Source organism: Allobosea sp. P4_H5 (assembly GCF_056400825.1).
Window position 1 is genome coordinate 1 of the sequence record NZ_JBFUKM010000017.1, and the last position, 13,422, is coordinate 13,422.

General features: G+C 68.1%; 12 protein-coding genes. 10 read left to right on the forward strand and 2 right to left on the reverse strand.

All coding sequences use genetic code 11. The features are described from left to right. Positions 1-407 precede the first annotated feature (407 nt). Positions 408-2,693, forward strand: coding sequence for an NADP-dependent malic enzyme (locus tag AC1DS0_RS27340; RefSeq protein ID WP_476817373.1), 2,286 nt, complete (start codon positions 408-410; stop codon positions 2,691-2,693). A 134-nt stretch (positions 2,694-2,827) separates the two neighbouring features. Here AC1DS0_RS27340 and AC1DS0_RS27345 read toward each other — a convergent pair whose 3' ends face one another. Next, positions 2,828-4,039 (reverse strand): penicillin-binding protein activator, encoded by a 1,212-nt coding sequence (locus AC1DS0_RS27345; protein WP_476817374.1) that lies wholly within the window; start codon positions 4,037-4,039, stop codon positions 2,828-2,830. A 170-nt stretch (positions 4,040-4,209) separates the two neighbouring features. On the opposite strand from AC1DS0_RS27345, the gene rsmI reads away from it, so the two are divergent. The 3 genes from rsmI (at position 4,210) to gshB (ending at position 6,525) form a co-directional block, all read left to right on the forward strand. After that, positions 4,210-5,130 (forward strand): 16S rRNA (cytidine(1402)-2'-O)-methyltransferase, encoded by a 921-nt coding sequence (rsmI, locus tag AC1DS0_RS27350; protein WP_476817375.1) that lies wholly within the window; start codon positions 4,210-4,212, stop codon positions 5,128-5,130. Continuing rightward, positions 5,127-5,507 (forward strand): YraN family protein, encoded by a 381-nt coding sequence (locus AC1DS0_RS27355; protein ID WP_476817376.1) that lies wholly within the window; start codon positions 5,127-5,129, stop codon positions 5,505-5,507. The genes rsmI and AC1DS0_RS27355 overlap by 4 nt, the downstream gene beginning before the upstream one ends. Positions 5,508-5,577: 70 nt before the next feature. Next, positions 5,578-6,525 (forward strand): glutathione synthase, encoded by a 948-nt coding sequence (gene gshB / locus AC1DS0_RS27360; RefSeq protein WP_476817377.1) that lies wholly within the window; start codon positions 5,578-5,580, stop codon positions 6,523-6,525. A gap of 1 nt (position 6,526) precedes the next feature. Here the strand turns inward: gshB and AC1DS0_RS27365 are convergent, their stop codons facing one another. Next, entirely contained in the window at positions 6,527-7,312 is a 786-nt protein-coding gene (locus tag AC1DS0_RS27365; protein ID WP_476817488.1) for a HesA/MoeB/ThiF family protein, read from the reverse strand. A gap of 128 nt (positions 7,313-7,440) precedes the next feature. Between AC1DS0_RS27365 and AC1DS0_RS27370 the strand changes: the two genes are divergently transcribed. The 6 genes from AC1DS0_RS27370 (at position 7,441) to AC1DS0_RS27395 (ending at position 13,374) form a co-directional block, all read left to right on the forward strand. Beyond that, the gene (locus AC1DS0_RS27370; protein WP_476817378.1) at positions 7,441-8,211 is read left to right on the forward strand and encodes an SDR family oxidoreductase; all 771 of its coding nucleotides are present in this window, start codon (positions 7,441-7,443) and stop codon (positions 8,209-8,211) included. Positions 8,212-8,343: 132 nt separating this feature from the next. Then, a complete protein-coding gene (locus AC1DS0_RS27375) occupies positions 8,344-9,345 on the forward strand; it encodes a BMP family lipoprotein (RefSeq protein ID WP_476817379.1) in 1,002 nt (333 codons plus the stop codon). A gap of 13 nt (positions 9,346-9,358) precedes the next feature. Beyond that, positions 9,359-10,891 (forward strand): ABC transporter ATP-binding protein, encoded by a 1,533-nt coding sequence (locus AC1DS0_RS27380; protein ID WP_476817380.1) that lies wholly within the window; start codon positions 9,359-9,361, stop codon positions 10,889-10,891. Next, positions 10,888-11,988: an ABC transporter permease gene (locus AC1DS0_RS27385; RefSeq protein WP_476817381.1), complete on the forward strand. Its 1,101-nt coding sequence runs from the start codon at positions 10,888-10,890 to the stop codon at positions 11,986-11,988. The genes AC1DS0_RS27380 and AC1DS0_RS27385 overlap by 4 nt, the downstream gene beginning before the upstream one ends. Positions 11,989-11,991: 3 nt before the next feature. After that, positions 11,992-12,963, forward strand: coding sequence for an ABC transporter permease (locus tag AC1DS0_RS27390; RefSeq protein ID WP_476817382.1), 972 nt, complete (start codon positions 11,992-11,994; stop codon positions 12,961-12,963). After that, the gene (locus AC1DS0_RS27395) at positions 12,964-13,374 is read left to right on the forward strand and encodes a cytidine deaminase (protein ID WP_476817383.1); all 411 of its coding nucleotides are present in this window, start codon (positions 12,964-12,966) and stop codon (positions 13,372-13,374) included. The last annotated feature ends 48 nt before the right edge of the window (positions 13,375-13,422 follow it).

The following is a 13,422-nucleotide window of genomic DNA, read 5'->3' on the forward strand; positions in this document are numbered from 1 at the left end:
TCTAGAGGCTGTCAGTGACCATGGACAGGGTTTGGGTGAGGTCAAACCGTCCGAATGCCAGGAGCGTTGCGCAGCCGATACCGCTGGTATCGGCAAGCGATGCGACGCCGCAGTCGGCCGGTTTCACCTCACCGCGCAGCGGCGTGGCGCTTTTGCCCGATTGCGGCGTCGCTCGTCACGGCCAAGCCGGAAGGCTTGGCCGCACCAAGCTCCTGGCACTCGGACAAAATCGCCAACGCCCAAGCCTCGTCCATGGTCACTAACGGCCTCTAGAACCGGATCCCGTCGCAGGCCGATCCCTGCCACAGCGGGAAAACTGCTGTCGCGCAATCGCGCTTGTCGAGGAAAGCGGCGCTGCCCTATGGTCGTTTCCCCCTGAGGAAACGCCTGTGAAAAAGAACAAGCGCATGAACGACCGCTCCCCGCCCAAGCGCACCCGTCCGACCTTCACCGACCAGGAGGCGCTGCTCTTCCATTCGCAAGGGCGGCCGGGCAAGCTCGAGATCGTCCCGACCAAGCCGATGGCGACACAGCGCGACCTGTCGCTGGCCTATTCGCCGGGCGTCGCCGTGCCGGTGCTGGCGATCGCGGAGGATCCTTCCAAGGCCTATGACTACACCACCCGCTCGAACCTGGTCGCCGTGATCACCAACGGCACCGCCATCCTCGGCCTCGGCAATCTCGGCGCGCTCGCCTCCAAGCCGGTGATGGAAGGCAAGTCGGTGCTGTTCAAGCGCTTCGCCGACGTCGATTCGATCGACCTCGAAGTCGACACCGAGGATGCCGACAAGTTCATCGACGCGGTGCGCTATCTCGGCCCCTCCTTCGGCGGCATCAACCTCGAGGACATCAAGGCGCCGGAATGCTTCATCATCGAGCAGCGCCTGCGCGAATTGATGGACATCCCGGTCTTCCATGACGACCAGCACGGCACGGCGATCATCGCCGCCGCCGGCCTGATCAACGCGCTCGACCTGACCGGCCGCGACATCCAGACGACAAGGCTCGTCGTCAACGGCGCCGGCGCCGCCGCGATCGCCTGCACCGAGCTGCTCAAGGCGATGGGCTTCAAGCCCGACAACGTCATCCTCTGCGACACCAAGGGCGTGATCTACCAGGGCCGCACCGAAGGCATGAACCAGTGGAAGTCGGCCCATGCGGCGGTCACCGACCGGCGCACGCTGGCGCAGGCGCTGGAAGGGGCGGACGCCTTCTTCGGATTGTCGCAGAAGGGCGCGGTGACGCCGGAGATGGTCGCTTCCATGGCGGAGAACCCGATCATCTTCGCCATGGCCAATCCCGATCCGGAGATCACGCCGGAGGAGGTGCACGCCATTCGCGAGGACGCGATCATGGCGACCGGGCGGTCGGACTATCCGAACCAGGTCAACAACGTGCTCGGCTTCCCCTACATCTTCCGCGGCGCGCTCGACGTGCGCGCCACCACGATCAACATGGAGATGAAGATCGCCGCGGCCGAGGCGCTGGCGCAGCTCGCCCGCGAGGACGTGCCGGACGAGGTCGCCGCCGCCTATCAGGGCGCGCGCCCGCGCTATGGCAAGGATTACATCATCCCGGTGCCGTTCGACCCGCGCCTGATCCATGTCGTGCCGGCCGCGGTCGCCAGGGCAGCGATGGATTCCGGCGTCGCCGGCAAGCCGATCGTCGACATGAACGCCTACAAGGCGCAGCTCTCGGCCAGGCGCGACCCCGTCGCCGGCACGCTCAACCGCATCTTCGAGCGCGTGCGACGCTACCCGAAGCGCGTCGTCTTCGCCGAGGGCGAGGAGGAGCAGGTCATCCGCGCCGCCGTCTCCTTCGTCAACCAGGAGCTCGGCAGGGCGATCCTGGTCGGCCGCGAGGAGCGCATCAACGAGACCGCCGAGCATCTCGGCGTCGATCTCGCCGCCAAGGGCATCGAGATTCAGAACGCCAGGCTCTCGCACCGCAATTCGGCCTATGCCCAGTACCTCTACGAGCGGCTGCAGCGACACGGCTATCTCTTCCGCGACTGCCAGCGCCTGATCAACCAGGATCGCAACCATTTCGCTGCCGCGATGGTCGCGCTCGGCGATGCCGATTCGATGGTCACCGGCGTCACCCGCAACTACTCGATCGCCCTGGAAGAGGTCCGCCGCGTCATCGACGATCGGCCGGGCCATCGCCTGATCGGCGTCTCGATCGCGATCACGCGCGGGCGGACCGTGCTCATCGCCGACACCGCGATCACCGAGATGCCGACGGCGCAGGAGCTGTCGGAGATCGCCATCGAGGCCGCCGGCGTCGCCCGCCGGCTCGGCTATGAGCCGAAGGTCGCCATGCTCGCCTTCTCGACCTTCGGCCATCCGGCCGGCGAGCGCTCGGAGAAAGTGCGCGAAGCGGTGACGATCCTCGACGGCCAGCGCGTCGACTTCGAGTATGATGGCGAGATGGCCGCCGATGTCGCGCTCAATCGCGACCTGATGGCGCAGTACCCGTTCTGCCGCCTGACCGGGCCGGCGAACGTCCTGGTGATGCCGGCGTTCCACTCGGCCTCGATCTCGACCAAGATGCTGCAGGAACTCGGCGGCGCCACCGTGATCGGCCCGCTGCTGGTCGGCCTCGACAAGCCGGTGCAGATCGTGCCGCTCGGCGCCAAGGATTCCGACATCGTCAACATGGCGGCGCTGGCGGCGTTCAACATCGGCGGGTGACACCTGCCGTCATGCTCGGGCGAAGACCCGAGCATCTCATGACAAAAAAGGCGCCCTTGAAGGGGCGCCTCTTCCTGCTGGAGATTCTCGGGTCGGCGCTGCGCACCGCCCGAGAATAACGCCCTGTTGCCGCGTCAGTTCGTGCGCGGGCCGAGATCGCGCGGGGCGGCGTTGACCGTGACGATCTGGCCGTTGCGCAGTTCGAGCACGGCAAGGCCGCGCTCGTTCAGCCCGTCGGGACGGAAGCGGAAGACGCCGTCGGCGCCGGCAAAGCCGGAGGCATTGGTCAGCACGCTTTCCGAGAAGCGCTGGCTGCCCTGGGTGCGGGCGAGCGCCGCCGCCAGCGAAACAGCGTCATAGGACAATGTCGCGGTGCGGGTCGGGGCGCTGTTGAAGCGCTTCTGGTAGCGGGCGGCGAAGGCGTTGAAGCCGGCGGTGTCCGGCGAGGCGAACCAGCCGCCCTGGATCGCCGGAACGCGCGCGACATTGGCGTCGTTCCAGACGCCGGTGCCGAGCGGCTTGACCTTGGCCGGGTCGTAACCGGCCTGCTGCAGGAGGAGGCCGAGCGTCGGCATCGTCGCGGCGTCGGCCGGCACGAACAGCGCGTCCGCCTGCTGCAGCGCCGGCGCCAGCCGCGTGGCGGCGGCACGCATGCTGTTCTGGTCGGAGCCAAAGCGCTCGATCACCGCGACGCGGGCGCCGCGATTGGCGACCGCCTGCTGGAAGGCGCCCTCGACGACCTTGCCATAGGCGGTCTCCGGCACCAGCGCCGCGAAGGATTTGCGCCCCTGTGCCGAGGCATAGGCGATGACGCGGTTGACGTCATTCTCCGGCGGGAACGAGAGCAGGTAGATGCCGCGCGAGGCGACGTTGCTGTCGCTGGAGAAGGCGATCACCGGCTTGCCGGCGCCGCGGGCGACCTGGCCGACGGCCTGCACCGAGGGCGCGAAGAGCGGGCCGATGATCAATTCGGCGCCTTCGCGCAAGGCTTCCTGCGCCGCGGCCTGGGCACCGTCCGGCGTACCGCGGTCATCCTTGACCAGCAGCGTGAGGTCGGCGCCGGGGAATTCGGCAAGCGCCATCTCGGCGGCGTTCTTCAGCGAGTTGCCGACGGTCGCGCCGGAGCCCTCGGCGGTGAGCGGCAGAATCAGGCCGACCTTGACCGAGCCGGTGCCGATGGTCGGGCCGCTCGGCTGGGCAGCGCCGCCCGCCTGCGGCGCAGCGGGGCTGTCGAAGCCGGGGAAGCCGCCGGTTCCGCCGCTGCAGGCGGCGAGCGCGGCGCCGACACCGGACAACAGGATGAGACGGCGGCTGGGCGGAGTGAGGAGCTTGCTCTGACGCGACACGGTTTTCGTCTCCACTCCTCGGCGAGGCGCGAGACGCGCCCACCCCGGCTGAATCTTGTTCCGAACCGTGGACAAGTCCTGCCAGTGAGCAAGGCTATTTTCAAGTTGTTAACTCTAGGTTGCTGGGTCGGCAGTGGTATCTTCCGGGCCGCTGTGGCAGTTTCGCCGCCATGTCCGGCCCTGTATCCGCCCCGCCCGCCCCAGGTCGCGCCCCGAGCTATGCGGCCTTCGGGCTCCGGGCCGAGGCCGAGCCGCTCGCACCGGGCCTGCATATCGTCGCAACGCCGATCGGCAATCTCAAGGACATCTCGTTCCGGGCGCTGTCGACGCTGGCTGCCGCCGACGCCGTGCTGGCCGAGGACACCAGGACCTCGAAGACGCTGCTCGCGCATTACGGCATCGCGACGCCGCTCCTGCCCTATCACGAGCACAACGCCGCGCAGATGCGCCCGAAGATCCTGGAGAAGCTGCGCCAGGGCGGCAAGCTGGCGCTGATCTCGGATGCCGGCACGCCTCTGGTTTCCGATCCCGGCTACAAGCTCGTCGCCGAAGTCGTCGCGGAAGGTTTGCCGGTCACCGGCATCCCAGGCCCTTCGGCGGTGCTGGCGGCTTTGGTGCTGGCGGGATTGCCGACTGACCGCTTCTTCTTCGAGGGTTTTTTACCGCCGAAGAGCGCCGGCCGCAAAGCCCGGCTGACCGAGCTTGCCGCCATTCCCGGCACGCTCGTCTTCTTCGAATCGCCGCGCCGGCTCGCCGAGATGCTGGCCGACGCCGCTGCGGTGCTCGGTGCGCGATCGGGGGCGGTCGCGCGCGAACTGACCAAATATTACGAGAACGTCCGGCGCGGCACCCTGCCCGAGCTTGCGACCCATTATGCCGAGGCCGAGGAGGCGCGCGGCGAGATCGTCGTGGTGATCGGCCCGCCCGATGCCTCCGCCCAGGCCGTGCAAGGCGACACGCTCGACGAAGCCTTGCGCGCCGCGCTCGCAAGAGTCTCGCTGAAGGAGGCGGTGGCGCAGGTCGCAGCCGCCAGTGGCCAGCCGCGCCGCGTCGTCTATGCCCGCGCCCTCGAATTGACACGCACGCCATGAGCGAGGCGCTGCGCAGCCGCCGCGCCCGCAACTCCGGCCTGTCCGGCCGCCGCGGCGAATGGCTCGCGGTCGCCTTCCTCAGCCTCAAGGGCTATCGCCTGCTGCAGCGCCGCTTCGGCGGCAAGGGCGGCGAGATCGACCTGATCATGGCGCGCGGCGACGACATCGTCTTCGTCGAGGTCAAGGCGCGCGCATCACTCGACGACGCCGCCAGCGCGATCACGCCGGACAAGCGCCGGCTGATGGAAGCGCGCATCCGGCAATGGCTGGCGCGCAATCCCTGGGCGATGCAGCGCAATCTGCGGGCCGACGCTGTCTTCCTCGCGCCCTGGCGTCTGCCCCGCCATGTGCCCCGCGTGTTCGAGCTGGTGCTCTGACGCAAGGCCAGCCCTCTTGCGCCGCGACGGTCGCGCAGCCGATATAACGGCCGCAACCGGAGCTTCCGCCATGCCGCTGAACGTCGCCATCCAGATGGACCCGATCGAGAAGGTCCGCATCGCCGGCGACACCGGCTTTGCCCTGATGCTGGAAGCGCAGGCCCGCGGGCACAAGCTCTTCACCTACACACCCGACAAGCTCACCTTGCGCGACGGCAAGGTCACGGCCGTGATCAGCCCGGTCGAGGTGCGCGACGTCGAGGGCGACCATTACACCCTCGGCCAGCCCGAGCGGACCGACCTCTCGACGCTCGACGTGGTGCTGCTGCGCCAGGATCCGCCCTTCGACATGGCCTATGTCTCCTCGACGCATATGCTCGAGCGCATCCATCCGAAGACGCTGGTGGTCAATGATCCCACCGAGGTCCGCAACGCGCCGGAAAAGCTGTTCGTCACGCATTTCCCCGAGCTGATGCCGCCGACGCTGATCACGCGCGACCGCGCCGAGATCGAGGCCTTCCGCGAGGAGTTCGGCGAGATCGTGATGAAGCCGCTTTACGGCCATGGCGGCGCGACCGTGTTCAAGACCGGCAAGGGCGACCCGAATTTCGGCTCGCTCTACGACCTGTTCGCCAACCTCTTCCGCGAGCCCTGGGTGATCCAGGCCTTCCTCAAGGAGGTCTCCGAGGGCGACAAGCGCATCATCCTGATCGACGGCAAGGCGGCGGGCGCGGTCAACCGCGTGCCGGCGGTCGGCGATCTGCGCGCCAATATGGTGCGCGGCGGCGCAGCCAGGCCGACCGACCTGTCGAAGCGCGAGCTCGAGATCTGCGAGCGCATCGGCCCGGCGCTCAGGGAGCGCGGCCTGCTGCTCGTCGGCATCGACGTGATCGGTGGCAAGCTGACCGAGATCAACGTCACCGCCCCGACCGGCGTGCGCGCCATCAAGAAGCTCGGCGGGCCGGACCTCGCAGCGCAGCTCTTCGATGTGATCGAGGCCAAGCGCGCCGCGAAGTAGATCAGGCGGCGACGCCGGACGTCCCGCTGAGCGGATTGTCCGGGTCCCAGCCATATTTCATCGTCTCGAAGCGCATCGCCATCGCGTCGACCAGCAGGAGCTTGCCGACTAGCGGTTCGCCGAAGCCGGTGATCGCGCGGATCACCTCCAGCGCCATCAGCGAGCCCATCACGCCGGCGAGCGCGCCGAGCACGCCGGCCTCGGCGCAGGGCGCGACCGTGCCGGGCGGCGGCTCCTGCGGGAACAGGCAGCGATAGGTCGGATTCGGCTTTCCGTCCGATCCCTGCTCATGCGCGCGGATCGTGGTCAGCGAGCCGTCGAAGCGGCCGAGCGCCGCCGTCACCAGCGGCTTCTTCTCATGGAAGCAGGCATCGGAGACGGCATAGCGCGTCGCAAAATTATCGGAGCCATCAGCGACGACATCGTAGAAGGCGACGAGCGCGCGGGCGTTGTGCGGATCGATCCGCGTGACGTATTCCTCGATTTCGACCCGCGGGTTGAGCCGCGTGACGAAATTGGCCGCAGCGACCACCTTGCGCGCCCCGATATCCTCCGTCCCGAAGATGATCTGCCGCTGCAGGTTCGAGAGCGAGACATGGTCGTCGTCGACGATGCCGATCGTGCCGACGCCAGCTGCCGCGAGATAGGGGATCAATGGCGCGCCTAGCCCGCCGGCGCCGATCACCAGAACCCGGGCGCGCTTGAGCTTCGCCTGGCCGGGTCCGCCGATTTCCGGCAGCACCAGATGGCGGGCATAGCGCTCGATCTCGGCATCGTTCAGCGTCATGGCCGGCAAGCTAGGCTGATCCGGTCCTGCCAGCAATCGGGTGCGATGCGGTGACAGGAAGCGGGTGTCTGCACTGTCCATCCGCCTGCGATCACCCGCGCCACATTCCCTGAACGAAGGAGCGGGACATGACGGCACTCAAGGACAAGGTCGCGATCGTCACCGGCGCGAGCTCCGGCATCGGCCGGGCGGCGGCGAAGCTGTTCGCGGCGGAAGGCGCCAAGCTCATCGTCACCGCGCGGCGGCAGAACGAGCTCGATATGCTCGTCGGCGAGATCAAGGCGGAAGGCGGCGAAGCGATCGCCGTTGCCGGCGATATCCGCGAGGAGGCATTGGCGCAGCGCCTGGTCGAGACCGCGACCGAGCAGTTCGGCGGGCTCGACATCGGCTTCAACAATGCCGGTATCATCGGCGAACTCGGCCCGATCGGGCAAATGTCGAGCGCGAGCTGGCTCGAGGTGATCGAGATCAACCTGACCAGCGCCTTCTTCGGCGCAAAGTACCAGGCGCCGGCGCTGGAGGCGCGCGGCGGCGGCTCGCTGATCTTCACGTCGAGCTTCGTCGGCTACACCGCCGGCCTCGCCGGCATGTCGGTCTACGCCGCCAGCAAGGCCGGCCAGATCGGTCTCATGAAGGCGCTCGCGGCCGAGCTCGGCGGCAAGCGCATCCGCGTCAACGCCCTGCTGCCGGGTGGTACCGACACGCCGGCGGCAACCACCAACGCACCGGGCGCCGGCCCCGAAGTGCTCGCCTTCGTCGAGGGCATCCACGCCTTGAAGCGCATGGCACAGCCGGAAGAGATCGCCCGCGCCGCGCTCTTCCTCGCCTCGGACGCGTCGAGTTTCGTCACCGGCACGGCCTTCCTCGCCGATGGCGGCGTCTCGATCCAGCGCGGCTGAGGCGACTGTTCATATGTGACACATATCGCCAGGCGGGCTTCCAAGCCCGCTTGGCCCCGTCCGCAAGCCGTGCCATCGTGACCGCAGGCAGGAATGGCGCAACCATTCCGCGTGTGACAGGGGAACGGCTCGATGCGTTTGAAATCTCTCGCCCTCGCTCTGGCGGGCGTCGCCCTTTCGGCCATGGCAGCCATGGCCCAGACCGCGATCAAGCCGGCGATCGTCTATGACAAGGGCGGCAAGTTCGACAAATCCTTCAACGAAGGCGTCTTCGTCGGCGCAGAGAAGTTCAAGGCCGAGACCGGCGTCGAGTTCCGCGATTTCGAGCCGACCAACGACGCCCAGATCGAGCAGGCGCTGCGGCGCTTCGCCCGTGACGGCCATTCGCCGATCATCGCCGTCGGGTTCTCGCAGGCGACCGCGCTGCAGAAGGTCGCGGCCGAGTTCCCGAACCTGAAATTCACCATCATCGACATGGTGGTCGAACTGCCGAACGTGCAGTCGGTGGTGTTCAAGGAGCATGAAGCCTCCTATCTCGTCGGCCTCATCGCCAGCCTCGCCTCGAAGACCAACAAGGTCGGCTTCGTCGGCGGCATGGATATCCCGCTGATCCGCAAATTCGCCTGCGGCTATGTCCAGGGCGTCAAGGCCGGCAAGAAGGACGCCGAGATCTTCCAGAACATGACCGGCTCGACCCCGGCCGCCTGGAACGATCCCGTGAAGGGCGGCGAGCTCGCCAAGTCGCAGATCGATCGCGGCGCCGACGTGATCTACCACGCCGCCGGCGGCACCGGCATCGGCGTGCTACGCGCTGCGGCGGATGCCGGCAAGCTCGGCATCGGCGTCGACTCGAACCAGAACATGCTGCATCCCGGCAAGGTGCTGACCTCGATGCTGAAGCGCGTCGACGTCGCCGCCTACACTTCGTTCAAGGAGGCGCGCGACGGCACCTGGAAGCCGGGCGTCTCGGTGCTCGGGCTGAAGGAAGACGGCGTCGGCTGGGCGCTCGACGACAACAACAAGGCGCTGATCACGCCCGAGATGAAGGCCGCCGCCGACAAGGCGCGCGCCGACATCATCGCCGGCACCGTCAAGGTCCACGACTACATGTCGGATTCCAAGTGCACGATGTGAGCCGGACCGCCCGGTGACGAACCCGCACCCTGCGATCGAGCTCAACGGCATCAGCAAGGCGTTCGGCCCGGTCAAGGCCAACAAGGACGTCTCGCTTTCGGTCGCCGCCAGCTCGATCCACGGCATCGTCGGCGAGAACGGCGCCGGAAAATCGACGCTGATGTCGATCCTCTACGGCTTCTACGAGGCCGATTCCGGCGAGATCCGGGTGCGCGGCGAGCTACGGCGCATTCGCTCCTCCTCGGATGCGATCGCCGCAGGGATCGGCATGGTCCACCAGCATTTCATGCTGGTGGAGCCGCTCAGCGTCGTCGAGAACATCGTGCTCGGCGCCGAAGGCGGGGCGCTGCTCAAGGGTGGCATCGCCAAGGCACGGGCCGAGTTGGCGCGGCTTTCCCAGGAATACGGCCTCGCCATCGATCCCGACGCGATCGTAGGTACGCTCTCGGTCGGCCTGCAGCAGCGCGTCGAGATCCTGAAGGCGCTCTATCGCGGCGCCGAGGTCCTGATCCTCGACGAACCCACGGCGGTGCTGACCCCGGCCGAAGCCGACCAGCTCTTCGAATTGCTGCGGGCCCTGAAGGCGCAGGGCAAGACGGTGATCCTGATCACCCACAAGCTGCGCGAGATCATGGCGGTGACCGACCGCGTCTCGGTGATGCGGCGCGGCGAGATGGTCGCCCATGTCGAGACGGAGAGGACCTCGCCGGCCGAGCTCGCCGAGGCGATGGTCGGCCGGCGCGTGCTGCTGCGCGTCGAGAAGGCCCCGCGCCAGCGCGGGGCGCCGGTGCTGGAGGCCGCCGGCCTCTCCGTGATCGACGAACGCGGCTGCGAGACACTGCGCGACGCCAGCCTGACCCTCCATGAAGGCGAGATCGTCGGCATTGCCGGTGTCGCCGGCAACGGCCAGAGCGAACTGCTCGACGTGTTGGCAGGGCTGACCCAGCCTTCGCGCGGCGTGATCCGGCTCGGCGGGCGGATCCTCAACGCCGCCGACCGCAATCCGGCCAATCTGCGCAAGCTCGGCCTGATGCACATCCCCGAGGATCGCCTGCGGACCGGGCTCGTCACCGCCTTCGCCGCCGCCGAGAACGCCATCCTTGGCTATCACGACGATCCCGCCTTCGGACCCGGTCCCTTCCTCTCACCTGCGCTGGTCGAGAAGCATGCGCGCACCGGCATGCAGGATTACGATGTCCGCCCGGTCGATCCGGCGCTGAAGACCGCCAAGTTCTCCGGCGGCAACCAGCAGAAGATCGTGCTCGCCCGTGAGATCGAGCGGGCGCCGAAGGTGCTGCTGGTCGGCCAGCCGACCCGCGGGGTCGATATCGGCGCGATCGAGTTCATCCATCGCCGCCTGATCGCGCTGCGGGACGCTGGGGTAGCGATCCTGCTCGTCTCGGTCGAACTCGAGGAGGTAATGGCGCTCTCCGACCGGATCCTGGCGCTTTGCGGCGGCCAGATCACCGGGGAGCGCGAGGCGACCACGACGGACGAGCGCGATCTTGGCCTGCTGATGGCCGGCGTCAGCGAGCGGGCGGCATGAGCGCAGCTCCGATCGACCTCCCGCGCTGGGCCGATACCGCGCTGGTGCCGCTGGTCTCGGTCGCGGCGGCCCTCGTCGTCGCTGGGCTCGTCGTGCTCTCGATCGGGGAAAGCCCGCTGGAGGCGACGACGCTCTTACTGAAGGGCTCGCTCGGCAGCCTCGAAGGGCTCGGCTTCACGCTCTACTACACCACCAACTTCATCTTCACCGGCCTTGCCGTCGCGGTCGCCTTCCATGCTGGGCTGTTCAATATCGGCGGCGAGGGCCAGGCGACCGTCGCCGGCATCTTCGCCGCGCTCGCCTGCCTCTGGCTCGCGCCGCTGCCGGGCATCCTGCTGGTGCCACTCGCCATCCTCGCCGCCGCCGCGGGGGGCGCGCTCTGGGCCTTCATCCCCGGCTATCTCCAGGCGACACGCGGCAGCCATGTCGTGATCACCACGATCATGTTCAACTTCATCGCCGCGACGCTGATCGTCTATCTTCTGGTCGAGGTGATGGGGAAGACGGGCTCGATGCAGCCCGAGACCCCGGACTTCCCCAAGCAGGCGGTGCTGACGCCGATCCACGAACTGCTCGGCGCCTTCGGGCTGAAACTGCCCTCGACGCCGCTCAACACCTCGTTCCTGCTGGCGCTGGCATCGCTGGCCGCGGTCTGGGCGCTGATCTACCGTTCCAGGCTCGGCTATGCGATCCGCACCGTCGGCGCCAATCCCCGCGCCGCCGCCTATGCCGGCATCTCGCCGGCGCGGATCATCATGGTGGCGATGGCGATCTCCGGCGCGCTGGCAGGCGGGCTCGCGGTCAACGAAGCCATGGGCGTGCAGCACCGGCTCGTGCTCGATTTCACCGCCGGCTACGGCTTTGTCGGCATCGCGGTCGCGCTGATGGGACGCGGGCACCCGGTCGGCGTCGGCCTCGCCGCCTTGCTCTTCGGCGTGCTCTACCAGGGCGGGGCAGAGCTCTCCTTCGACAAGCCGACCATCACCCGCGACATGGTCGTGGTGATCGGCGGCATCGTCATCCTCTTCGCCGGCGCGTTGGACGGAATGTTCCGACGGCTGGTGGCCAGTGTGCTCAACCTCGGGCGCGGGGGCTAGGCGATGGAGATCGTCCAGACGCTCGCCGTCATCCTCGATTCGACGATCCGGCTGTCGATCCCACTGCTTTGCGCCGCGCTGGCCGGGCTCTGGTCGGAACGCTCGGGCGTCGTCGACATCGGCCTCGAAGGCAAGATGCTGATTGCCGCCTTCGCCTCGGCCGTCGTCGCCTATCACAGCGGTTCGGCCTGGGCCGGCCTCGGCGCCGGCATGCTCGCCGCGATCGCGCTCTCGCTGGTGCACGGCTTTGCCGCAATCACCTGGCGCGGCAACCAGATCGTCTCCGGCGTCGCGATCAACATGCTGGCGGTCGGGCTTACCGCGATCCTCGGCAACGCCTGGTACGGCCAGGGCGGACGCACGCCGAACCTCGAAGGCGCGGCGCGCTTTCCCGAGCTCGACCTGCCGCTGGTTGGGACGCTCAAGAACATCCCAGTCTTCGGCCCGATCTACGACATCGCGATCTCCGGCCATGCCGCGCCGGTCTATCTCGCCGTGCTCGCCCTCGTGCTCACGGCGCTGACGCTGAAGCGCACCCGCTTCGGCCTGCGCCTGCGCGCCGTCGGCGAGAATCCGGCGGCGGTCGACACCGCCGGCGTCTCCGTCGCCGGCTTGCGCTACGCTGCAGTCATCATCTGCGGCGCGCTTTGCGGGCTGGGGGGCACCTATCTCGCCGTCTCGCAATCGGCCGGTTTCCTGCCGCAAATGACCGCCGGCAAGGGCTTCATCGCGCTCGCCGCCGTGATCTTCGCCAATTGGCGGCCCTGGCCGGCGTTGTTCGCCTGCCTGCTCTTCGGCCTGCTCGATGCGGTCGCGATAAGACTTCAAGGCGTCAGCCTGCCCGGCATAGGCCAGGTCCCGGTGCAGGCGATCCAGGCCCTGCCCTATGTGATGACCGTCGTGCTGCTCGCTGGCTTCATCGGCAAGGCGACGCCGCCCAAGGCGTCGGGCCTGCCCTATGTCAAGGAACGCTGAGTGTCCGCCGAACCCGATCTCGACGCGCTCTTCGCCGCGGCTCTGGCCGCGCAGCGACGAGCCTATGCGCCCTATTCGCGCTTCAAGGTCGGCGCCGCCATCCTGGCCGATGACGGCAAGATCTATCCCGGCTGCAATGTCGAGAACGCCGCCTATCCCGTCGGCGCCTGCGCCGAAGCCGGCGCGATCTCGGCGATGATCGCCGGCGGGGCACGCGCGATCCGCGCCATCCTCGTCATCGGCGACGGGGCCGAATTGGTGACGCCCTGCGGCGCCTGCCGCCAGCGCATCCGCGAGTTCGCCGCGCCGGAGACACCGATCCTGATCGCCGGGCCGGAGGGCATCCGCGCCCGCTTTTCGCTGGCCGAGCTGTTGCCAGCCTCGTTCGGACCGGCCAATTTGCCGAAGTGATTTGCGGGCCCCCTCGTGAGGACCCGATGAGCGCGGCCAACGCGCCGA

Bases quoted from the DNA above. Each gene is read 5' to 3' on its own strand.
- AC1DS0_RS27385 (WP_476817381.1), top strand. From the start codon at position 10,888: ATGAGCGCAGCTCCGATCGACCTCCCGCGCTGGGCCGATACCGCGCTG.
- rsmI (WP_476817375.1), top strand. From the start codon at position 4,210: ATGTCCGGCCCTGTATCCGCCCCGCCCGCCCCAGGTCGCGCCCCGAGC.
- AC1DS0_RS27355 (WP_476817376.1), top strand. From the start codon at position 5,127: ATGAGCGAGGCGCTGCGCAGCCGCCGCGCCCGCAACTCCGGCCTGTCC.
- gshB (WP_476817377.1), top strand. From the start codon at position 5,578: ATGCCGCTGAACGTCGCCATCCAGATGGACCCGATCGAGAAGGTCCGC.
- AC1DS0_RS27375 (WP_476817379.1), top strand. From the start codon at position 8,344: ATGCGTTTGAAATCTCTCGCCCTCGCTCTGGCGGGCGTCGCCCTTTCG.
- AC1DS0_RS27390 (WP_476817382.1), top strand. From the start codon at position 11,992: ATGGAGATCGTCCAGACGCTCGCCGTCATCCTCGATTCGACGATCCGG.
- AC1DS0_RS27370 (WP_476817378.1), top strand. From the start codon at position 7,441: ATGACGGCACTCAAGGACAAGGTCGCGATCGTCACCGGCGCGAGCTCC.
- AC1DS0_RS27340 (WP_476817373.1), top strand. From the start codon at position 408: ATGAACGACCGCTCCCCGCCCAAGCGCACCCGTCCGACCTTCACCGAC.
- AC1DS0_RS27365 (WP_476817488.1), bottom strand. From the start codon at position 7,312: ATGACGCTGAACGATGCCGAGATCGAGCGCTATGCCCGCCATCTGGTG.